The 20,826-nt window shown below is 63.3% G+C and carries 22 protein-coding genes; 9 read left to right on the forward strand and 13 right to left on the reverse strand.

Going from position 1 to position 20,826, the window contains the following annotated elements:
• The first annotated feature begins 14 nt into the window (after nt 1-14).
• From AB4O23_RS23855 to AB4O23_RS23885, 7 genes are all read left to right on the forward strand, one after another.
• Nucleotides 15-986, forward strand: coding sequence for a 2-hydroxy-3-oxopropionate reductase (locus AB4O23_RS23855; RefSeq protein WP_343229193.1), 972 nt, complete (start codon nt 15-17; stop codon nt 984-986).
• Nucleotides 987-1,102: 116 nt separating this feature from the next.
• Complete coding sequence (locus AB4O23_RS23860; RefSeq protein ID WP_460106242.1) at nt 1,103-2,383, forward strand: glycerate kinase type-2 family protein; 1,281 nt, start codon at nt 1,103-1,105, stop codon at nt 2,381-2,383.
• Nucleotides 2,373-3,788 carry a pyruvate kinase gene (gene pyk / locus AB4O23_RS23865; RefSeq protein ID WP_017529327.1) on the forward strand — a complete coding sequence of 472 codons (1,416 nt, stop codon included), beginning with the start codon at nt 2,373-2,375 and terminating at the stop codon, nt 3,786-3,788. Before AB4O23_RS23860 ends, pyk begins: the two co-directional genes overlap by 11 nt.
• Nucleotides 3,789-3,924: 136 nt before the next feature.
• On the forward strand, nt 3,925-4,800 hold the full coding sequence (locus AB4O23_RS23870) for an urea transporter (RefSeq protein ID WP_460060881.1): 876 nt from the start codon (nt 3,925-3,927) through the stop codon (nt 4,798-4,800).
• Nucleotides 4,801-4,831: 31 nt separating this feature from the next.
• The gene (locus AB4O23_RS23875; protein ID WP_017529329.1) at nt 4,832-5,656 is read left to right on the forward strand and encodes an ion transporter; all 825 of its coding nucleotides are present in this window, start codon (nt 4,832-4,834) and stop codon (nt 5,654-5,656) included.
• Nucleotides 5,657-5,751: 95 nt separating this feature from the next.
• Nucleotides 5,752-6,753, forward strand: a complete 1,002-nt coding sequence (locus AB4O23_RS23880) for a sulfate ABC transporter substrate-binding protein (protein WP_065877971.1) — start codon at nt 5,752-5,754, stop codon at nt 6,751-6,753.
• Between the two features lie 241 nt (nt 6,754-6,994).
• Complete coding sequence (locus tag AB4O23_RS23885) at nt 6,995-8,191, forward strand: MFS transporter (protein WP_223497331.1); 1,197 nt, start codon at nt 6,995-6,997, stop codon at nt 8,189-8,191.
• Nucleotides 8,192-8,288: 97 nt separating this feature from the next.
• Here AB4O23_RS23885 and phnN read toward each other — a convergent pair whose 3' ends face one another.
• The 11 genes from phnN to ccmA form a co-directional block, all read right to left on the reverse strand.
• Complete coding sequence (phnN, locus tag AB4O23_RS23890) at nt 8,289-8,840, reverse strand: phosphonate metabolism protein/1,5-bisphosphokinase (PRPP-forming) PhnN (protein WP_017529332.1); 552 nt, start codon at nt 8,838-8,840, stop codon at nt 8,289-8,291.
• Nucleotides 8,841-9,459: 619 nt separating this feature from the next.
• Nucleotides 9,460-9,855 carry a hypothetical protein gene (locus AB4O23_RS23895; RefSeq protein WP_017529333.1) on the reverse strand — a complete coding sequence of 132 codons (396 nt, stop codon included), beginning with the start codon at nt 9,853-9,855 and terminating at the stop codon, nt 9,460-9,462.
• A gap of 14 nt (nt 9,856-9,869) precedes the next feature.
• Entirely contained in the window at nt 9,870-11,054 is a 1,185-nt protein-coding gene (gene ccmI, locus AB4O23_RS23900) for a c-type cytochrome biogenesis protein CcmI (protein WP_135196757.1), read from the reverse strand.
• Nucleotides 11,047-11,520: a cytochrome c-type biogenesis protein gene (locus AB4O23_RS23905; RefSeq protein ID WP_017529335.1), complete on the reverse strand. Its 474-nt coding sequence runs from the start codon at nt 11,518-11,520 to the stop codon at nt 11,047-11,049. Before AB4O23_RS23905 ends, ccmI begins: the two co-directional genes overlap by 8 nt.
• Nucleotides 11,517-12,053 carry a DsbE family thiol:disulfide interchange protein gene (locus AB4O23_RS23910; RefSeq protein ID WP_017529336.1) on the reverse strand — a complete coding sequence of 179 codons (537 nt, stop codon included), beginning with the start codon at nt 12,051-12,053 and terminating at the stop codon, nt 11,517-11,519. Before AB4O23_RS23910 ends, AB4O23_RS23905 begins: the two co-directional genes overlap by 4 nt.
• On the reverse strand, nt 12,050-14,035 hold the full coding sequence (locus tag AB4O23_RS23915; protein WP_460138601.1) for a heme lyase CcmF/NrfE family subunit: 1,986 nt from the start codon (nt 14,033-14,035) through the stop codon (nt 12,050-12,052). Before AB4O23_RS23915 ends, AB4O23_RS23910 begins: the two co-directional genes overlap by 4 nt.
• A gap of 3 nt (nt 14,036-14,038) precedes the next feature.
• Entirely contained in the window at nt 14,039-14,494 is a 456-nt protein-coding gene (ccmE, locus tag AB4O23_RS23920) for a cytochrome c maturation protein CcmE (RefSeq protein WP_017529338.1), read from the reverse strand.
• A complete protein-coding gene (gene ccmD / locus AB4O23_RS23925) occupies nt 14,491-14,667 on the reverse strand; it encodes a heme exporter protein CcmD (RefSeq protein WP_003172771.1) in 177 nt (58 codons plus the stop codon). Before ccmD ends, ccmE begins: the two co-directional genes overlap by 4 nt.
• Nucleotides 14,664-15,419 (reverse strand): heme ABC transporter permease, encoded by a 756-nt coding sequence (locus tag AB4O23_RS23930; protein ID WP_065877960.1) that lies wholly within the window; start codon nt 15,417-15,419, stop codon nt 14,664-14,666. The genes ccmD and AB4O23_RS23930 overlap by 4 nt, the downstream gene beginning before the upstream one ends.
• 84 nt (nt 15,420-15,503) lie before the next feature.
• Nucleotides 15,504-16,172 (reverse strand): heme exporter protein CcmB, encoded by a 669-nt coding sequence (ccmB, locus tag AB4O23_RS23935; RefSeq protein ID WP_003189951.1) that lies wholly within the window; start codon nt 16,170-16,172, stop codon nt 15,504-15,506.
• Nucleotides 16,169-16,804 (reverse strand): cytochrome c biogenesis heme-transporting ATPase CcmA, encoded by a 636-nt coding sequence (gene ccmA / locus AB4O23_RS23940; protein WP_068935764.1) that lies wholly within the window; start codon nt 16,802-16,804, stop codon nt 16,169-16,171. The genes ccmB and ccmA overlap by 4 nt, the downstream gene beginning before the upstream one ends.
• 199 nt (nt 16,805-17,003) lie before the next feature.
• Here ccmA and fliK point away from each other — a divergent pair, with 199 nt between their 5' ends.
• Nucleotides 17,004-18,581, forward strand: a complete 1,578-nt coding sequence (fliK, locus tag AB4O23_RS23945) for a flagellar hook-length control protein FliK (RefSeq protein ID WP_065878060.1) — start codon at nt 17,004-17,006, stop codon at nt 18,579-18,581.
• Nucleotides 18,578-18,907: an EscU/YscU/HrcU family type III secretion system export apparatus switch protein gene (locus tag AB4O23_RS23950; protein ID WP_017529343.1), complete on the forward strand. Its 330-nt coding sequence runs from the start codon at nt 18,578-18,580 to the stop codon at nt 18,905-18,907. The genes fliK and AB4O23_RS23950 overlap by 4 nt, the downstream gene beginning before the upstream one ends.
• A 129-nt stretch (nt 18,908-19,036) precedes the next feature.
• Here AB4O23_RS23950 and AB4O23_RS23955 read toward each other — a convergent pair whose 3' ends face one another.
• Nucleotides 19,037-20,263: a molybdopterin molybdotransferase MoeA gene (locus AB4O23_RS23955; protein WP_065877958.1), complete on the reverse strand. Its 1,227-nt coding sequence runs from the start codon at nt 20,261-20,263 to the stop codon at nt 19,037-19,039.
• A complete protein-coding gene (gene moaB / locus AB4O23_RS23960; protein ID WP_017529345.1) occupies nt 20,247-20,786 on the reverse strand; it encodes a molybdenum cofactor biosynthesis protein B in 540 nt (179 codons plus the stop codon). The genes AB4O23_RS23955 and moaB overlap by 17 nt, the downstream gene beginning before the upstream one ends.
• Nucleotides 20,787-20,826 lie beyond the last annotated feature (40 nt).

The following is a 20,826-nucleotide window of genomic DNA, read 5'->3' on the forward strand; positions in this document are numbered from 1 at the left end:
CTCTGATTCAACAGGTGTGTCGGCTGGTACACCGCTATCGGGAGCATGCCCCCTCCCACAGGGGACCTGCGGTGTCATTACAAGAGGATTTCATCATGGCTAAAATCGGCTTTATCGGCACCGGCATCATGGGCGAACCCATGGCCGCGAACCTGCAAAAAGCAGGTCACCAACTGTTTCTGTCCGAACATCACGGCAAGGCTCCGCAAGCGCTGATCGACGCCGGCGCCGTGGCCCTCGCCACCCCGCAACATGTCGCGCAGGAAGCCGAGTTCATCATCGTCATGGTGCCCGACACTCCGCAGGTGGAGGACGTGCTCTTCCGCGCCGATGGCGTCGCTGCCGGCCTGTCGCCAAACAAGGTGGTGATCGACATGAGTTCGATCTCCCCCACCGCCACCAAGGCCTTCGCCGAGAAGATCAACCAGCACGGCGCGCAGTACCTCGATGCGCCGGTGTCCGGCGGTGAAGTCGGCGCCAAGGCCGGCACCTTGAGCATTATGGTCGGTGGCGAGCCGCGGACCTTCGAACGCGCCCTCGCGTTATTGCAGAGCATGGGCAAGAACATCACCCTGGTCGGCGGCAATGGCGACGGCCAGACCGCCAAGGTCGCCAACCAGATCATCGTCGCGCTGAACATCCAGGCGGTGGCCGAAGCGCTGCTGTTCGCCGCCAAGAACGGCGCCGACCCGGCCAAGGTGCGTGAAGCGCTGATGGGTGGCTTTGCCTCGTCGAAGATCCTGGAAGTGCATGGCGAACGCATGATCAAAGGCACGTTCGATCCGGGCTTTCGCATCAACCTGCACCAGAAGGATCTGAACCTGGCCCTGGCCGGTGCCAAGGAGTTGGGAATCAACCTGCCGAACACCGCCGGCACCCAGCAGGTGTTCAGCACCTGCGCGGCAATTGGCGGCGGTAACTGGGACCACTCGGCGCTGATCAAGGGCCTGGAGCATATGGCGAATTTTTCGATTCGCGATCAGTAATCCCCTTTGGAATGCAATCAACTGTGGAAGGCGGTTTGGCCCCTCCCACAGTTGATCCCATTCCACGTCTGAAAATGGCTGCACATCTAATAACAAAAATCCTCGGGAGCCCGCTTATGTCGGTCGATCCGCAACACCTGCTTCGCGAGCTGTTTGCCACAGCCATCGACGCCGCCCATCCCCGCCGAGTGCTTGAACCTTTTCTGCCCGCCGACCGCAGCGGCCGGGTGATCGTAATCGGCGCAGGCAAGGCGGCGGCCGCCATGGCACTCGTCGTCGAAAGTTGCTGGCAGGGTGAAGTCACTGGCCTGGTGGTCACCCGCTACGGCCACGGCGCGCCGTGCAAAAAAATCGAAGTGGTCGAAGCGGCTCATCCAGTACCCGATGCCGCTGGCCTGGCCGTGGCCTGCCGCGTACTGGCGTTGATCAGCAACCTGGGCGAAGACGACCGCGTGATTTTCCTGCTCTCCGGTGGCGGCTCGGCGCTGCTGGCGCTGCCCGCCGAAGGCATCACCCTGGCCGACAAACAAACCCTCAACAAAGCCCTGCTCAAGTCCGGCGCGACCATCGGCGAGATGAATTGCGTGCGCAAGCACCTCTCGGCGATCAAAGGCGGCCGGTTGGCCAAAGCGGCGTGGCCGGCGACGGTGTACACCTACGCGATCTCCGATGTGCCGGGCGACCAGGCCACGGTGATCGCCTCCGGCCCTACCGTCGGCGACCCAAGCACCTCGCAACAGGCGCTGGCGATTCTCAAGCGCTACGGCATTGAGGCTCCGGCGTCAGTGCGCAGTTGGTTGCAGAATCCGGCCTCGGAAACCGTCAAGCCCGGTGACCCGGTGCTCGCCCGCAGCCACTTCCAATTGATCGCCCGCCCTCAGCAATCCCTGGAAGCGGTGGCGGTCAAAGTGCGTCAGGTCGGCTTCAGCCCGCTGATCCTCGGCGACCTGGAAGGCGAAGCGCGGGACGTGGCCAAGGTGCACGCCGGGATCGCCCGGCAAATCGTGCAGCACGGCCAGCCGTTGGCGGCGCCGTGCGTGATCCTTTCCGGCGGTGAAACCACGGTGACCGTGCGCGGCAACGGCCGTGGCGGGCGCAACGCCGAATTCCTGCTGAGCCTCACCGACAGCCTCAAGGGCTTGCCCGGCGTGTATGCCCTGGCCGGCGATACCGACGGCATCGACGGCTCGGAAGACAACGCCGGCGCAATCATGACCCCGTGCAGTTATTCGCGCGCCGAGGCCTTGGGCCTGAGCGCCGCTGATGAGCTGGACAACAACAACGGCTACGGCTATTTCGCCGCGCTCGACGGCTTGATCATCACCGAGCCGACCCGCACCAACGTCAACGATTTTCGCGCCATCCTGATCCTTGAGACTGCCAACCATGACGCCTGACAAGAAGGTCAAAATCCTGGCCACCCTGGGCCCGGCCACCGACGGGGTCGACGCCATCCGCGAACTGGTGGAAGCCGGGGTGAATATCTTTCGCCTCAACTTCAGCCACGGCGACCACGCCGACCATGCCCGGCGTTATCAGTGGATCCGCCAGGTGGAGCGCCAGCTCAATTACCCGCTGGGCATTCTCATGGACCTGCAAGGGCCCAAACTGCGGGTCGGGCGTTTCGCCAAGGGCAAGGTGCAACTGGTGCGCGGCCAGGCGTTGCGCCTGGACCTGGATGAAACCCCAGGCGACCAGCGCCGGGTCAACCTGCCCCATCCGCAGATCATCGCGGCCCTGGAGCCGGGCATGGACCTGCTGCTCGACGATGGCAAGTTGCGCCTGCGGGTGATGACCAAGCATGCCGATGCCATCGACACCACGGTGCTCAATGGCGGCGAACTGTCTGATCGCAAAGGCGTGAACGTCCCACAAGCGTTGTTGGAACTGAGCCCACTGACCGCCAAGGACCGACGTGACCTGAGCTTCGGCCTGGAGCTGGGTGTGGACTGGGTAGCGCTGTCGTTCGTGCAACGCCCGGAAGACATTCGCGAAGCCCGCGAGTTGATCGGTGACAAGGCGTTTCTGATGGCCAAGATCGAGAAACCTTCGGCCGTGCAACGCCTGCGGGAAATCGCCGAACTGAGCGACGCGATCATGGTGGCCAGAGGCGACCTGGGCGTGGAAGTGCCGGCCGAGAGCGTCCCGCAGATCCAGAAAGACATCATCCGCACCTGCCGCCAATTGGGTAAGCCGGTGGTGGTGGCCACGCAGATGCTCGAATCCATGCGCTTTTCACCCGCGCCCACCCGCGCCGAAGTCACCGATGTGGCCAACGCGGTGGCCGAAGGCGCGGACGCGGTGATGCTCTCGGCGGAAACCGCATCGGGCGAGTACCCGCTGGAAGCCGTGCAGATGATGAGCAAGATCATTCGCCAAGTGGAGCGTGGGCCGGATTACCAGGCTCAACTGGACGTCAGCCGCCCAAAAGCCGATGCGACAGTCTCGGACGCGATCAGTTGTGCGATCCGCCGCATCAGCAGCATCCTGCCGGTAGCCGTGCTGGTGAACTACAGCGAGTCGGGCAACTCCAGCCTGCGCGCGGCGCGAGAGCGGCCGGTGGCGCCGATCCTCAACCTTACGCCGAACCTGTCCACGGCACGCCGCTTGAGCGTGGCGTGGGGCGTGCATTCGGTGGTCAATGACCGGCTGCGCCAGGTGGATGAAGTGTGTTCCACCGCGCTGGAAATCGCCCAGGCCCAGGGCATGGCGCAGCGCGGGGATACGTTGGTGATTACCGCCGGGGTGCCGTTCGGGCAGTTGGGGTCGACCAACTCGCTGCGTATCGAGACGCTGATTTAGCGCCGGTAAGGGCCTTATCGGGAGCAAGCCCCCTCCCACACTGGACTGTTTTCACACCTATGAATGTGAACCCAATCAAGTGTGGGAGGGGGGCTTGCTCCCGATGAGGGCAACTCGGTCTCACTGACAACCCATCATGCACAACCCAACCTGCCCCGACTGGGCCGAAGCCCTGCTCAACGGTTTCAGCCAGATTTTCCTGCAGCGCCACCCGCTGTGTGGCCTGCTGTGCCTGCTGGCGATCCTGATCGGCGCCCCGGCCGTGCTTGGCGGTGCGCTGCTGGGTGGGCTGGCGGGGCTGCTCACCGCTCAGCGCCGGGGCTATCCCAAGGCTGAACGCCAGGCGGGTCTATATAGCTACAACGGCGTATTGCTGGGCGTATTGATCAGCCAGCACTTTACCTGGTCAGCCTTGGTGCCGCCGTTGATCCTGGCGTGCGGCGGCCTGAGTGCGATCCTCACACGACAGTGGCTAAAACGCGCGCCACATCCCGAGAACCTGCCCGCCTACACCGCGCCGTTTGTCCTGCTGGGGTGGCTGCTGTTGGGCAGCATCCCGCCACCCCCGGTCGCCTTCAGCGAACCCGAGGTCTTGACCCTGCTCGCTGCGCCTCTCACCGACCTGGCGCAAGTCATGCTGCTGGACCAGCCCCTGGCCGGCGCCTTGATTGCCATCGGCCTGTGGCTGGCCGACCGGCGCGCCGCCGCGTGGGCGCTGGCCGGTGCGATCAGCGGCGTGTCGGCCGGCCTGCTGCTGGGCGATAACACCGCTACCCTGTTGGGCCTGCACAGCTACAACCCGGCCCTCGCGGCCCTGGCCTTGAGCCCGGCACGCCGCCAACCCTGGTTGCCACTGCTCGGCATCCTGCTGGCGATTCTGCTTACGCCGGGCTTTGCCAGCCTGCCCGTGCCGGCGCTCACCGCGCCGTTTATCCTCGCCTGCTGGCTGGTGCGCGCCGGCCGCCGAGTGCTTGCGCAACCGCGCATGGACAGCCCCTTCGAATCGCCCTAGGCTTGCTCGATATTCGATTCGGGCGGGACTTATGGACAGCAACAACGACTGGCGCCAGCGCCTCTACGTCATGGTTTTTCAGAGCGATACGCCGGCTGGGCGGCGCTTTGACGGCATCCTGCTGCTGATCATCCTGGCCAGCCTTGTGATCGTGATGCTCGACAGCATCGACCAGATCCACCAGAACTACGCGGATGTGCTGGCGTATATCGAGTGGGGCTTCACCGTGATTTTCCTGATCGAGTACGGGCTGCGCCTGTATTGCTCGCCCAAGCCGTTGCGCTATGCCTTCAGCTTTTACGGGCTGGTGGATTTGCTGGCCATCGTGCCCGGCATCCTCGCCCTGTATTACAGCGACGCTCAATACCTGCTGATCATCCGCATCATCCGCATGCTGCGTATCTTCCGCGTGCTCAAGCTCAGCCCGTACCTCAAGCAGGCCAATTACCTGATGGCGGCGCTGCGCGGCAGCAAGCAGAAGATCGTGGTGTTCCTGGTCAGCGTGTGCACCCTGGTCACGGTGTTCGGCACCTTGATGTATGTAATCGAAGGCCCGCAACACGGGTTTACCAGCATCCCCAAGGGCATCTACTGGGCCATCGTCACCCTGACCACCGTGGGCTTTGGCGATATCGTGCCCAAAACCCCGCTGGGCCAGGTGATTTCGTCGCTGGTGATGATCACCGGTTACTCGATCATCGCGGTACCCACCGGGATTTTTACCGCCGAACTGGCCAGTGCCATGCGCGGCGAGCAGTTGCAAACCGATTGCCCGGTGTGCAAAAAAAACAGCCATGAGCCCAGCGCGGCATTCTGTTCACGCTGCGGCAGCAATCTGTTTAAGAAAGTGGAATAAGCAAAGTTCTTTTTAATCTTTAAGCGACTATGGCGCCCCGGCTATAGTCGCTGGCAAATGGCCTTACCCTTCTCTCGAACAACAAGGAATGAGCAGTGAAAAAAATCCTCAGCGCCTCTCTATTGGCCGCCGGCCTGGCCCTGGCGGGCTCCGCCCAGGCAGCGACCACCCTGCTCAACGTCTCCTACGACGTGATGCGCGATTTCTACAAGGACTACAACGCCGCCTTCCAAAAGCACTGGGAAGCCGAGCACTCGGGCGACAAGCTGACGGTGCAGATGTCCTTCGGCGGCTCCAGCAAACAAGCGCGCTCAGTGATCGACGGCCTGCCGGCTGACGTGATCACCATGAACATGGCCACCGACATCAACGCCCTGGCCGATAACGGCAAACAGGTGCCGGACAACTGGGTCACGCGCCTGCCGGACAACAGCGCGCCGTTCACCTCGGCCACTGTGTTTATCGTGCGCAAGGGCAACCCAAAAGCCCTGAAAGACTGGCCGGACCTGCTCAAGGATGGCGTGCAGGTGATCGTGCCCAACCCGAAGACTTCGGGTAACGGCCGCTACACCTACCTGTCGGCCTGGGGCTATGTGCTCAAGAACGGCGGCGATGAAGAAAAGGCCAAGGCCTTCGTGGGCAAACTGTTCAAGCAGGCGCCTGTGCTCGACACCGGCGGCCGCGCCGCCACCACCACGTTCATGACCAACCAGATCGGCGACGTACTGGTGACGTTCGAGAACGAGGCCGAAATGATCGCCCGGGAGTTCGGCCGTGATCAGTTCGAAGTGATCTACCCAAGCGTCTCCGCCGAAGCCGAGCCACCGGTGTCGGTGGTCGACAAAGTGGTCGATAAGAAAGGCACCCGCGCCGCCGCCGAAGACTACCTGAAGTACCTGTGGTCGCCACAGGGCCAGGAAATCGCCGCCAACAACTACCTGCGCCCACGTGACCCGAAGGTGCTGGCCAAGTACACCGACCGTTTCCCCAAAGTCGACTTCCTGTCGGTGGAGAAGACCTTTGGTGACTGGCGCACCGTGCAGAAGACCCACTTCAATGACGGCGGGGTGTTTGACCAGATTTACTCCGGTCAATAACTGACAAAACGCGGTAAACCTGTGGGAGGGGGCTTGCTCCCGATAGCGGTGGATCAGTCAATACTGCGTTGACTGATACTCCGCTATCGGGAGCAAGCCCCCTCCCACATTTGGTTTTTGTGTAGTTGTTTCTGAATGTATCATCGCCCTGCATAAGTGATATCACCACAAACGGCCTACTCAGCATGGAGCCTTGTCTTTACTCTCGCTCGCCATCTTCCTTCGCTTTTATGAGAACACCATGAACGCAACTTCCCACGCTACAACCACCATGACCCGAGGCATGGTGATGCTGTTTGCGTTTTGCTGCGGCGCGATTGTCGCCAACATTTACTACGCGCAGCCGATCATCGAATTGATTGCCCCGGACATCGGCCTCACGCCGGCAATGGCCAGCCTGATCGTGTCGCTGACGCAGATCGGCTATGCGTTGGGCTTGTTCTTCCTGGTGCCGTTGGGCGACCTGCTGGAAAACCGCAAGCTGATGATCCTCACTACCGTCGTGGCGATTGCCAGCCTGTTGGGCGCTGCATTTACCGAGCAGCCGAACCTGTTTTTGCTGGTGTCATTACTGATCGGCTTCAGTTCGGTGTCGGTACAGATCCTGATCCCGCTGGCCGCGCACCTGGCACCCGCCGAATCCCGTGGCCGGGTGGTCGGTAGCATCATGGGCGGCCTGCTGCTCGGTATCCTGCTGGCACGCCCGGTGTCCAGCGTGGTGGCGGATCACTTCGGTTGGCGTGCAATGTTCATGGCCGCCGCAGCGTTGATGGCGTTCATCAGCGTGGTGCTGATGCTGACCATTCCCAAGCGCCAACCCGACCACAGCGCCAGCTACGGCCAGTTGCTGGGCTCGCTGGGCACCCTGTTGCGTCGCCAGCCGGTATTGCGCCAGCGCGCGTTTTACCAAGGCTGCATGTTTGCCGCCTTCAGCCTGTTCTGGACCGCAGCCCCGCTGGAACTGGCGCGCAATCATGGCCTGAGCCAAAGCGAGATCGCCCTGTTTGCCCTGGTCGGTGCCCTGGGCGCTGTCGCTGCGCCCATCGCCGGGCGCCTGGCCGATGCCGGCCACACTCACCGTGCTTCGCTGCTGGCCATGCTGTTTGCGGCGCTGAGCTTCCTGCCGGCCTTCATACACCCGCTGTTCAGTGTGATCGGCCTGGCGGTGACCGGCGTGGTGCTGGACTTCTGCGTGCAGATGAACATGGTCATCGGCCAACGCGCCGTCTACGCCCTTGACGCCCACAGCCGCAGCCGCCTGAACGCGCTGTACATGACCAGCATCTTCATCGGCGGCGCCTTCGGTTCGGCGATTGCCAGCAGTGTGTATGAACACGGCGGCTGGCTGGGGGTAGTGGTGGTGGGCAGTGCGTTGCCGCTGGTGGCGTTGTGGCGGTTCTTCAGTGCGTCACGGCAGACGGTTACGGCAGTGGCCTGATCGCAACTCCCACCGAGCTCGCATCAGGAGCGGACCAACTGTTGGCTGAGACTTCATCACGTCCGACAGTTGATCCAAGCTCCGTCAGGCTACGCCCCTAGCCCAGGCAGCAGAGCAAACGCTCGACCGTGTGCTCCAGCGGGCCGGAGTTATCCAGCACGCACAACCCCGCGCCATTGGCGGCGATCAGTTCCTCGGTGAACCGTGTGTTGCGCGCCAGGCGTTCCTCGATATCCGCCAGCGACTCACGCCCGCGCGCGAGCAAGCGCTGGCGCAATACGGTTTGATCCACCGTCAGCAACAGCACCAGCAACGTCGGGTAACGCTCGCGGGTTTGCGCCAGGTGCGCGCGGGAGCCATTGACCAACACGTCCTCCCCCGCCGCCAGCCATTCGTCAATCGCCTTGGGAATGCCGTAGCACAGGCCGTTGGCCTGCCAGCTGAGGGCAAATGCGCCCTCGGCCTCCATCACCGCAAACTGCGTCGGGCTCACGCCCTGGGCGGCTTCGCCTACCGCCTCCGGCGAACGCGTGATCACCCGGCGCGCAATGCGGCAGCCACGCTCGGCCAACCGTGGGCGTGCCGCGTCCAGCAGGCTGTCCTTGCCCGAACCCGAAGGCCCGATGAGATAGATCAACCTGCCTGCCATCACCACACTCTCTTTGCTTGTTTTCAGACTTCTTGGACCACGGCGCTGGGTAGTCGGCACGGGAAAGTTCACCCAGCACGCGCTCGGAAGCCAGGCCCGCGGCGGCCACATTACCGGAGTGCGACATGCCGTGCATCACGTTCTGCGTATACGCAAAGGGGTGCTTGCGCCGTAACGATGGAGCTTGGATGTTCCCTGACGGAGGGGCGGTGCCACTTGCTCCCGATATCGGTGTGGTAGCCCGGTTCCTTCATAGATCCCCAAAACGCTCAAGGGCGTTTTTTTGCGCGGGCTGCTTTGTGGCGGCTGTGCATGGGAGGCTTCGGCCTGCCGGGTTTCTATGACCGGTCTACCACCCCGTGTACAGTCGCCTCCTTACATCGTGTGGTAGCGAAATGGAGGTGCTCATTCATAGGAGCTTCGCCATGAAAAAGTTACTTCGAGTCCCCCACCATCCGCCTCGGATGACACCCCGCAACCCCCAGCCGACGTCATCTTCGGCGTCCGCCCCGGTCTCGGCACCGAAACAGGCCTGAGCAATGCCGCATTTTGACCCCGGTGTTTGGAAGGATGCATTTCACAGATATTAAAAAGGCGACCTCGTGGAGGTCGCCTTTTGTCATTGCGCGTACTGCTTGCTCAACCCCGGCGGTACGCCCTGCACGTCGGTGTCTTCCCACGGGCCGTTCGGGCTGATGGAGCGGCTCCAGCCGTTGCTCCAGCGGTAATAGGTGCGCTGGCGGTAGAAGGTGTCCGGCTGGTCGTCGAGCACGTAGACCTGCATCTTGCCGTCCCAATGGCTGGCGGCGCCGGGCGGTGGGGCGAATGTCGGCGATTTGGTCGGTAGCGGTTTTGGCGCCGGAGTGACTGGGCCGGAAGGTTGTTTGCTCGGCTGGCTGGACGGGCCCGACGGCGGGATGGTGGGGCCGGTGGGGCTCGGAGGTGGCCGGTGGACCGCACAGGCACTCAGGCCTAATACGAGGCTGAGCAGGGTAATGCGTGCGAATGCGGTCATGGTGTTTCCTCGAATTACTGGTCCGGACTGTCGATGGTCAGTTGCTGCTGCGCAGTGGTGCTGCTGGCCAGGGGTTGGCTGCGGCCGATCCACTCGCCCTTGGTCGGCTGACCGGCCCGGGAGATGCGCGCAACCAGTTGGACTTCAGGGAAGTTGGACAGTTTCAACTGCGGCATCATTGCGTCGGCATCGCCCAGTTCGACGGTGATGGGCAACTCGGCAACGGTGACGCGTTTAGCCGCCAACGGCGCCGGCGGGCCGCTGACGGCGCGGGCGAAGATGAATACGCTGTCGGTCGGCAGGGCGTTGGCCTTCACGTTGGCGGCCAGGTCCACGCGCACTTTAAGCCGCGCCTTTTGTGCGACGGTGCCGCCGCTCTCTTTGAGTTTTTCCGTCGCCCGGTCGATGCCGCCTTGCAGCGCAGCGCGGGAATTATCCTGCGCGGGTAACTGCGCCAGCAGGCGGCCCCAGTAATCAATCGCGTCCTGATAACGCTGGCCTTCAAAGGCGGCAATGCCCAGTAGACCCAAGCTGGTGACTTCGTTCGGGTCAAGCTTCAACGCTTCATCGGTCAGCGCCTGCACGTTGGGCGACCACTGTTTGTTGTCGGCAAAGTACTGCGCCTGGGCCCATTGGCCGAGCAGTTCCGGCTGGCGACCGGCCAGGGCCACGGTGCGTTCGAAGACCTTGGCGGCATCGGCGGCACGGTCCTGGGCCATATACGCACGGCCGAGAAAGTACAGGCCTTCGGCCGAGTCCGGCTGGGCGGCGGCGGCGCGCTCCAGGCGCTGGGTCATGTCTTGCAGGGACACCGGCGGCTGGGAGAATTCGCGAGTCAGTTCGACCTTGTCGCTGGCGCCGAAGTGCAGGTAGAGCCCCAGGCCCAACACGGGCACCAGCACGGCGGCGAGCAGCGGCAGCGGTTTGCCCAGGCGCGATTCGCGGGTTTTTTCCACGCCTTCGGTATCGGCGAGCAATTCGCGGGCGGCTTCGGCGCGACCGGTGTCGAGTTGCGCGGCGTTCAATACGCCTTCGTCCTGCTGCATTTGCAATTCGGCGACGCGCTCTTGATACAGCGCCACGTTCAGCGCGGTACGATCCTCTTCACGCTGGGCACGACGGCCGCGCAACACAGGGATCAACAGGAAACTCAGGGCAATCAGAAGCAGCAAGCCGGCTGCGAGCCAGAAATCAATCATCAGTCTTGGTGTCCAGCAATTGGTCGAGACGTTTGCGTTCTTCAGGGGACAGCGCGTCACTGCCATCGGCAGGCGCGGCGCGGCGGCGGCGGACGATCACGGCCATCACCACCACACCGGCCAGCAGCAGCCCGGCGGGGCCAAACCAGAGCAGCGCGGTCTTGCCGGTAAGCGCCGGTTTGTAACGCACGAAATCACCGTAGCGGTCGACCATGAAGTCGATGATCTGCTGGTTGTTCTTGCCCTCCCCCAGCATGCGGAAGATCTCTTTGCGCAGGTCGGCGGCGATGGGGGCGTTGGAGTCGGCAATGTCCTGGTTCTGGCACTTGGGGCAGCGCAGTTCCTTGGTCAGGTCGCGAAAGCGCTCACGCTCGGCGTCGTTGGCGAATTCATAGGTGTCGATGGCGGCGTGGGCCACACCGACCAGCCCCAGGGCCAGGACAGCAGCGGCTAACAGACGCTTCATGGCTTGGCCTCATCGACCAGCGCCTGGTACTTGGCGGCCAGTTGCTCGCGCCATACCACTTCGTCGATCACGCCCACGTATTTGTCGCGGATCACGCCCTTGGCATCAATAAAGAAGGTTTCCGGCGCGCCGTACACGCCCAGGTTCAAACCGAGGTTGCCGTCTTCATCGCGGATATCCAACTGGTACGGGTTGTGGAACTCCGCCAACCATTTCAAGGCCGCCGCGTTGTCGTCCTTGTAGTTGATGCCGTAGATCACCACGCCTTTGTCGGCCAGTTTGTTCAGCACGGGGTGCTCGACGCGGCAGGAGATGCACCAGGTGCCCCACACGTTGACCAGCGCCGGTTTGCCCAAGAGGTCAGCACGGGTCAGGGTTTTGTCGCCCTGCACGTTGGGCAGCGAAAACTCGGGGAACGGCTTGCCGATCATTGCCGACGGCAACTCGGCCGGGTCCAGGTACAAGCCGCGATAGAGGAACACCGCCACCACCAGAAACGCCGCCAGCGGCAACACCATCAACCAACGCTTCATACCGCCACTCCCATGCCGAGGGCGTCACGCACCCGGCTCTTGACCTTGACCCGATAACGCCGGTCCAGCGCCGCGAGCAACCCACCAAACCCGGTAAGCAAGCCGCCGAACCAGATCCAGCGTACAAACGGTTTTACATGTACGCGCACCGCCCAGGCACCCTCGCCCAGCGGCTCGCCCAATGCCACATACAGGTCACGGGTGAAACCGGCGTCGATACCCGCCTCGGTCATCATCGAACTCTGCACGGTGTACAGGCGTTTTTCCGGGTGCAGCACGGCGATTTCCTTACCGTTGCGTACTACGCGCACGGTGCCTTTGTCTGACGTGAAGTTAGGCCCCTCGAAGTGCTTGGCGCCTTCGAAGATGAACTGATAGCCGGCCAGGTCCATGGACTCGCCCGGCGCCAGGCGCAGGTCGCGCTCGGCACTGTTCTGGCTGGAGAGCACCACGCCCAGGGCGCATACGGCGATGCCGAGGTGGGCGATTTGCATGCCCCAGTAACTGCGGGTCAGCGTCGGCAGCCCTTTGATCAGGCCTTTGTGGCGGGTCTTGTCGGCGATATCACGCACGCCGGCCAGCAACACCCAGGCCGCCAGCAGGAACGTGGCCAGTACCGCCCAGTTGAAGTCGCCATAGGCCATGCCGGCGATCACCGCCAGGGCAACACTGCCCAACAGCACCGGCATCAGCATGCCGGCCAGCCATTTCACCGGGGTGTCTTTCCAGCGCACCAGCACGCCCACCGCCATCACCACCATCAACAGGCCCATCAACGGAATAAACAACGCGTTGAAATACGGCGGGCCGACGGACAACTTGGCGCCGCTCAAGGCATCCAGCACCAGCGGGTACAAGGTGCCAAGCAAAATCATCGACGCGGCCACCACCAGCACCAGGTTATTGCCCAGCAACAGGGTTTCCCGCGACCACAGGTTGAAGCCCACCTGGCTCTTGACCACCGGCGCGCGCAGGGCAAACAGGGTCAGCGAACCGCCCACCACAAACAGCAGGAATATCAGGATAAACACGCCGCGCGCGGGGTCGGAGGCAAACGCATGGACCGAGGTCAACACGCCCGAACGCACGAGGAAGGTGCCGAGCAGGCTGAGGGAAAACGCCGCGATGGCGAGCAACACGGTCCAGCTTTTGAACACGCCGCGTTTTTCGGTGACGGCCAGCGAGTGAATCAGCGCCGTGCCCACCAGCCAGGGCATGAACGAGGCGTTTTCCACCGGGTCCCAGAACCACCAACCGCCCCAGCCGAGTTCGTAGTAGACCCACCACGAGCCGAGGGTGATGCCGATACCGAGGAAGGCCCAGGCGACGATGGTCCACGGCCGCGACCAGCGCGCCCATGCTGCGTCAAGACGCCCGCCCAGCAAGGCGGCGATGGCAAACGCGAAGGCCACCGAGAAACCCACGTAACCCATGTAGAGCATCGGCGGGTGCACGATCAGGCCGATGTCTTGCAGCAAGGGGTTGAGGTCATGCCCGTTGGCCGGGATCTGCGGCAGGATGCGGCTGAAGGGGTTGGAGGTCATGATCAGGAACAGCAGGAAACCGATGCTGATCATGCCCATCACCGCCAGTACCCGCGCCAGCATCACCTGCGGCAGTTGGCGCGAGAACACCGACACGGCGAAGGTCCAGCCGCCGAGGATCAGCGCCCACAGCAGCAACGAGCCTTCGTGGGCGCCCCACACGGCGCTGAACTTGTAGTACCACGGCAGCGCGCTGTTGGAGTTATTGGCGACATAGGCGACGGAAAAGTCGTCGGTCATGAAAGCGTAGGTCAGGCAGCCAAACGCGAACAGCAGGAAGGCGAACTGGCCCCAGGCGGCCGGCTGCGCCAGGCTCATCCACAGGCGGTCGCCACGCCAGGCGCCGAGCAACGGCACCACGGCCTGTACGATGGCGAAGCACAGCGCGAGGATCATCGCCAACTGGCCCAATTCGGGAATAAACAATGCGGGCATCATCACTCAGCCCTCCTTCGCGGGTGTTGGCGCGGATTGGCCGCTGTCCTTGAGCGCCTTGGTGACCTCCGGCGGCATGTATTTTTCATCGTGCTTGGCCAGCACTTCATCGGCCACCACCACGCCGTCGGCGTTGAGCTTGCCCAGGGCGACGATGCCCTGGCCTTCGCGGAACAGGTCCGGGAGGATGCCCCGGTAGGTGATGGTCACGGCCTTGTTGAAGTCGGTGACCACGAAGGTCACGTCCAGGGAGTCGCCGGAGCGCTTGAGCGAGCCCTTCTCGACCATGCCGCCGGCGCGGATGCGGGTATCGACAGGCGCTTCGCCATTCGCGATCTGGGTCGGGGTGTAGAACAGATTGATGTTCTGCTGCAGGGCGCTCAGGGCCAGGGCCACGGCAATGCCGACGCCGGCCATGATGGCGAGGATGATCAACAGACGCTTTCTACGCAGCGGATTCACTTTTCGGTCTCCCGGCGCAGACGACGCGCCTCTTGTTGCAGGTAACGCTTGCGGGCCAGGATCGGCGCGGCGACGTTGAGGGCCAGCACCGCCAGGCAGATGCCATAGGCCGTCCAGACATACAGGCCATGGTGGCCCATGGCGAGAAAATCACTGAAAGAAGCAAAACTCATCCGCGCACTCCCAGGCTGCTTTGCACGTGGGCCTTGACCCAACTGGTGCGGGCTTCACGCTTGAGCACTTCGAGGCGCATGCGCATCAGCAGCACCGCCCCGAAGAAGCAGTAGAACCCCAGCACCATCAGCAGCAGCGGTGCCCACATCTCCACGGGCATCGCCGGTTTTTCGGTGAGGGTGAACGTGGCGCCCTGGTGCAGGGTGTTCCACCACTCCACCGAGTATTTGATGATCGGGATGTTGATCACACCAACAATCGCCAGCACCGCGCAGGCCTTGGCGGCGCTGTCACGATTGCTGATCGCGTTGCCCAGGGCAATCAGACCGAAGTACAGGAACAGCAGGATCAACATGGACGTTAGTCGCGCATCCCACACCCACCATGAACCCCAGGTAGGTTTGCCCCAGATAGCGCCGGTGACCAGCGCCACGGCCGTCATCCACGCACCGATAGGCGCCGCGCATTGCAGGGCCACGTCGGCCAGTTTCATCTTCCACACCAGGCCGACGATGCCGCACACCGCCAGCATCACGTAGCAGGACTGGGCCAGCATCGCGGCGGGCACGTGGATATAGATGATGCGAAAGCTATTGCCTTGCTGGTAGTCCGGCGGCGCAAAGGCCAGGCCCCAGACCAGGCCGATGCCGATCAGCAACACGGCGGCGACGCTCAACCATGGCAGCAGCTTGCCGCTGATGCCGTAAAACCATTTGGGCGAGCCGAGCTTGTGAAACCAGGTCCAGTTCATTGCTGTTTCTCACGGTTGCTTCTTGTCGTTGCAAGAAGCGTAGGGTCTTTACTGGCCAGGCGTGCAAAGCCTGACCAGACCTCATTATTCGCCGACGCTGATCTTCAGGCCGGCGGCTATGGCAAAGGGTGTCAGGGTTACCGCCAGGGCGGTCAGGCTGCCAAGCCACAGGAGGTAACCGGTCGCCGGCATGCCCATGAGCGCGGCTTGCAAAGCGCCGCTGCCGAGGATCAGTACCGGGATGTACAAAGGCAGAATCAACAAGGCCAGCAACAGGCCGCCGCGCTTCAAACCCACGGTCAACGCTGCGCCCACCGCCCCCAACAGGCTGAGCACCGGCGTACCGAGCAACAACGACAGCAGCAATACCGGCAGGCACTCCACGGGCAAGCCGAGCATCATGGCCAGCAGCGGCGAAAGCAAGACTAGCGCCAAACCGGAAAAAGCCCAGTGTGCCAGTACCTTGGCCAGTACCAGAAGTGGCAAGGGGTGCGACGAAAGGACCCACTGCTCCAGGGAACCGTCTTCGAAATCACTGCGAAACAGCCCGTCCAGCGAGAGCAGGACCGATAAAAGCGCCGCCACCCACACCAGCCCCGGAGACAAGGTTTGCAACAGTTTAGTCTCAGGGCCGACCGCCAACGGGAACAGCGCGATGACGATGGCGAAGAACACCAGCGGGTTGGCCAGTTCGGCCGGACGACGGCACAGCAGGCGCGCTTCGCGAGCGACCAACAAGGCGAATACGCTCATGCCGACCACCGCCCCAGGTCCAGATCGCGGTAACCGGCAGGCATACGGGTGAGGGTGTGATGAGTGGTGAGCAGTACCGTGCCGCCCTGCTCGCAATGGCGCGCCAAGTGTTCTTCAAGCTGGGCGACGCCTTGTTTATCCAGGGCGGTGAAGGGTTCGTCGAGAATCCACAGCGGCGGGCCCGGCAGGTACAAGCGGGCCAGGGCCACGCGGCGCTGTTGGCCGGCGGACAGGGTGTGACAGGGAACGTCTTCGAAGCCCTTGAGGCCCACGGCCGTGAGTGCCTGCCAGATGGCGTCACGCGAGGCGGGGTGATGCAGGGCGCTGAGCCAACTGAGGTTTTCTTCGGCGGTGAGCACGTCTTTGATACCGGCGGCGTGGCCGATCCAGATCAGGTTGCGCGCCAGCGTAGTACGTTGCTCATTGAGCGGTTTGCCGTTGAGGCGTACAACACCGGCCGTAGGCTGCATCAACCCGGCCAGCAAACGTAACAAACTGGTCTTGCCGCTGCCGTTGGGCCCGCTGACCTGCACCATGTCACTGCCCGCCAGTCGCAGTTCGAGGTGCTCGAACAACAGGCGCAGGTCGCGTTCACAGGAGAGCGCTACGGCTTCAAGAAGAGGGCTGGTCAAGAGATCGCGGGCCTTTACGGTTCAAGTCGGCGGTGCAGCGGCCGTTAAAGAGAGATGCACAATAACGGCTTTGGCGACCGATTTTAGAGAGCTGGATCAAATAGTTGTGAGGTTTTTACCGCTCTCTTTACAGACGGGCGGCATTATACATGCGATGCCCTACGCTAAAGAGGGCTATTTCCCAGAGACGATGCGCACGATGACCGGCGAGATCAACCTTCCTACGCTTGCTCCCCCTCCCGCCGCCGGGCAAAGCCCCGCGCCTGCACCGGGAGCCTTGCTCAAACTGCTGGAGCCGCAGATCGGTTTGATCGATCCGGGGAAAACCGCGAACGCCGAAGTCATCGCCCTTAAACAAGGCGGCGAAGCCTTTCAGTTATTGCTCAAATTGACCCTTGAGGGCGGCCGCCAGACCCTGGTACAGGCCAGCAGTGCCCAACCGTTGCCGCTGGGCAGCAATGTGGCCGTGAGCCAGACGCCAGCGGGCAACCTGACCCTCAGTTTGCAGCAGGCCTTAAGCGCCAATGTGGCGGCCCTGACCCGCATCGACATCGACCGGATGCCGATGGGCACGTTGTTGCAAGCCAAGGTGCTGACCACTCAGATGCTGCCCCAGGGCACCACGCAGCCGGCGATCTACCGCTCGCTGGTGACCGTGCTCAACAACGCCCTGGCGGGTGCGACGCTGACCGTGGAAAGCCCCCAGCCCTTGCGCGTGGGTAGCCTGCTCAGCGCCGTGGTGCAGGACGCGCAAACCTTGAGCTTTGTGCCGCTGAGCGGGCTCAAGGATCAATTGGCCGTCGCGCAACAGCTGGCTACCCAGCAGAGTCGCCAAGGCTCGCTGGATGCAGTGTTCACGGCCTTGCAGAACCTGCCGCGCGGCGACAGCACCTCGGCCGACCTGCGCGCCGCGGCGGATCGTTTGCTCGCCGCCCTGCCCGACCTGGCACAGGTGAGCAACCCCAAGGTGCTGGCCCAGGTGATCCAGAACAGCGGCGCGTTTCTGGAAGCCAAGTTACTCGCCGGGCAAAACCCCCAGGTACCGCCGCTGGATATGAAAGGCGCGCTGCTGCGCCTGGTCGCCGATCTGCTGCCCGCCCTGCCCACCGCCACCAACCTGAACGCCATCCTCGCCGCCAACACCCTGGCTCAGGTCATGCCGAATTTCGTGCGCAGCCCGCTCAACACCCTCGGCCAGGTCAGCGCCCGGCAGGCACCGGTGGGCTTCCCGCTGCCGGAGCGGCTCATGGCCAAACTGGAAGGCGAAGGCGACCTGGAAAACCTGCTGCGCCTGGCCGCCGGCGCGATTTCCCGCCTGCAAAGCCATCAACTGTCGAGCCTGGAACAAACCGGCACCACCGCCGATGGCCGCCTGCAGACCACCTGGCAGTTGGAAATCCCCATGCGCACCCTGCAGGACATCGTGCCGCTGCAGGTCAAATTCCAGCGCGAAGAACCGGCGCAGGAGAAGGAACAGCCGGAACGCAAGGCGAATAAAGAGGCCAAGCAGATGCTCTGGCGCGTCGAACTGGCCTTCGACATGGAGCCGCTGGGGCCGTTGCAGGTGCAGGCGCAACTGAGCCAGGGCAAGCTGTCCAGCCAGCTCTGGGCAACGCGGCCGTTCACGGCGAGTTTGATCGAAAGCCATTTGGGCAGCCTGCGCGAGCGCCTGGTGACATCGGGCATCAACGTCGGCGACCTGGATTGCCACCTGGGTACCCCGCCACGCGGGCCGAAGACCGGACTGGAGCAACGCTGGGTGGATGAAACCGCATGAAGAACACCGAATCACCACGCCAGGCGATTGCCCTCAAATACGACGGCCAGCAGGCCCCCACCCTCACCGCCAAAGGCGACGATGCCCTGGCCGAAGCGATCCTCAAGCTGGCGCGGGAAAATGAAGTGCCGATCTATGAAAACGCCGAGCTGGTAAAACTGCTGGCGCGCATGGAACTGGGCGACAGCATTCCCGAGGAGCTGTACCGCACGATTGCCGAGATCATCGCGTTTGCCTGGACGTTAAAGGGCAAGTTCCCGGTAGGGTATGACCCGGATGCGGGGCCGGTGGAGCGGGATGTGACGGAGCGCGGCGACGATTACTGAATAGCCATAGGCACGCACACGTCCAAAATGTCGGAGGGGGCTGGCTCCCGATAGCGGTGGGTCAGCTACGGATGTATGGCTGAGCCCCTGCTATCGGGAGCAAGCCCCCTCCCACAGTTGGATTTGTGTTCAGTTCAGGACTTCACTCAGGGGAATGAAATTGACTCGATCGCCGACCTTGAGCGTCGTCCCTTCCACCACTTCCACAAACCCCTCGGCCCACGCCGCGCTGCGCAGCACGCCGGAGCTTTGGTTGCGGTAGATGATCGCCTGGCCCTGCTCGATACGCCCGCGCAGATACTCGCGGCGATTGCCCGGCTTGGGCCACTCAAAGCCCACCGGCACCTCCAAGCGCAACGGTTCCACGTCGGCCACGCCTTGGCGCCGCAGGATGTAAGGCCGCGCCAGCAATGCGAAGGTCACCAGGGTCGAGGCCGGATTACCCGGCAGGCCGATCACCGGCACACCACGGAAATGGCCGACGGTCAGCGGCTTGCCCGGTTTGATCGCCAGCTTCCACAGCGCCAACTCGCCCTCTTCGCGCAGGGCGACACCGAGGAAATCCGCTTCGCCCACCGACACGCCGCCAGTGGACAGGATCAGGTCGACGCTGCCCAGGCTCGCCAACCGTGTACGGGTCTGTTCGAGGTCATCCGGCAGGATCCCGGCGTCGAGCACTTCGCAGCCCATGCGTGCCAACCAACTGCACAGCACGCGGCGGTTGCTGTTGTAGATCTGGCCCGGGCTCAGCGGCAAACCGGGTTCGATCAGCTCATCGCCCGTGGACAACACCGCCACGCGCACGCAGCGCACCACCGCCAAGCTGTCACGGCCCAGGGAGGCGGCCAGGCCCAGTTCGATCGGGCCCAGGCGTGTACCGGCCGACAACACGCATTCGCCGACCGTGGTTTCCTGGCCCTGGGGACGAATGTTCTGATGAAGATGCAGGGGTTCGGTAAAGCTCACGCGCGCGTCGGCGTGGAGCACAGCGTTTTCCTGCATTTCGACGCAGTCGGCGCCCGCCGGCACCGGCGCGCCGGTGAAGATGCGCGCGCAGGTGCCGGGCGCCAAGGGCTCAGGCGCAGTGCCGGCGAAAATGCGCTGGCTCACCACCAGCGGCTCGCCGGTCCAGTCGGCCAGGCGCAGTGCGTAACCGTCCATGGCGCTGTTGGGCCAGGGCGGCAGGTCGAGGGTGGAGACCAGGTCCTGCGCCAAGACCCGACCATCGCATTCAGCCAGCGACAAAGCGTGCGACTCACGGATCGGCGCGGCTTCGGCCAGCGCCAGCAGCTGCTGCAGTGCGGTTTCCACCGGCATCAGAGTGCCGGTCTTGCCGGGCTTACCCACGGGATTCACAAGGCTCGGCCTGTTTCAGATGCGGCACGAAGTTGCACGGGCGATGGCGGTTATCCAGTTGCTCGGCAAGGATGCCGTCCCAGCCGGTGCGCACCGCATTGGTGGAGCCCGGCAGACAGCACACCAGCGTACCGTTGGCCAGGCCGGCCAGGGCGCGCGATTGCACGGTGGAGGTGCCGATATCGGCCACGGAGATCTGGCGGAACAGTTCGCCAAAGCCATCGACCTGTTTGTCCAGCAGGCAGCTCACGGCTTCGGGGGTGCTGTCGCGGCCGGTGAAACCGGTGCCGCCGGTGATCAGCACCACTTGCACCACGTCTTCGGCGATCCAGTGGGCTACTTGGGCGCGGATTTTGTAGAGGTCGTCCTTGAGCAGTACGCGCTCGGCCAGGTGGTGGCCGGCGGCGCTCAGGCGGTCGACGAAGACCTGGCCCGAGGTATCGGTGTCCAGGGTGCGGGTGTCGCTGACAGTCAGTACAGCAATATTCAGGGGTACGAAGGGCGCATCAGCCTTGGCTTTCATGGCACGGTCCGGTTGTCGAAGGAACAGCCCGGTGTTATAT

It is taken from the genome of Pseudomonas sp. H2_A10 (genome assembly GCF_054680085.1).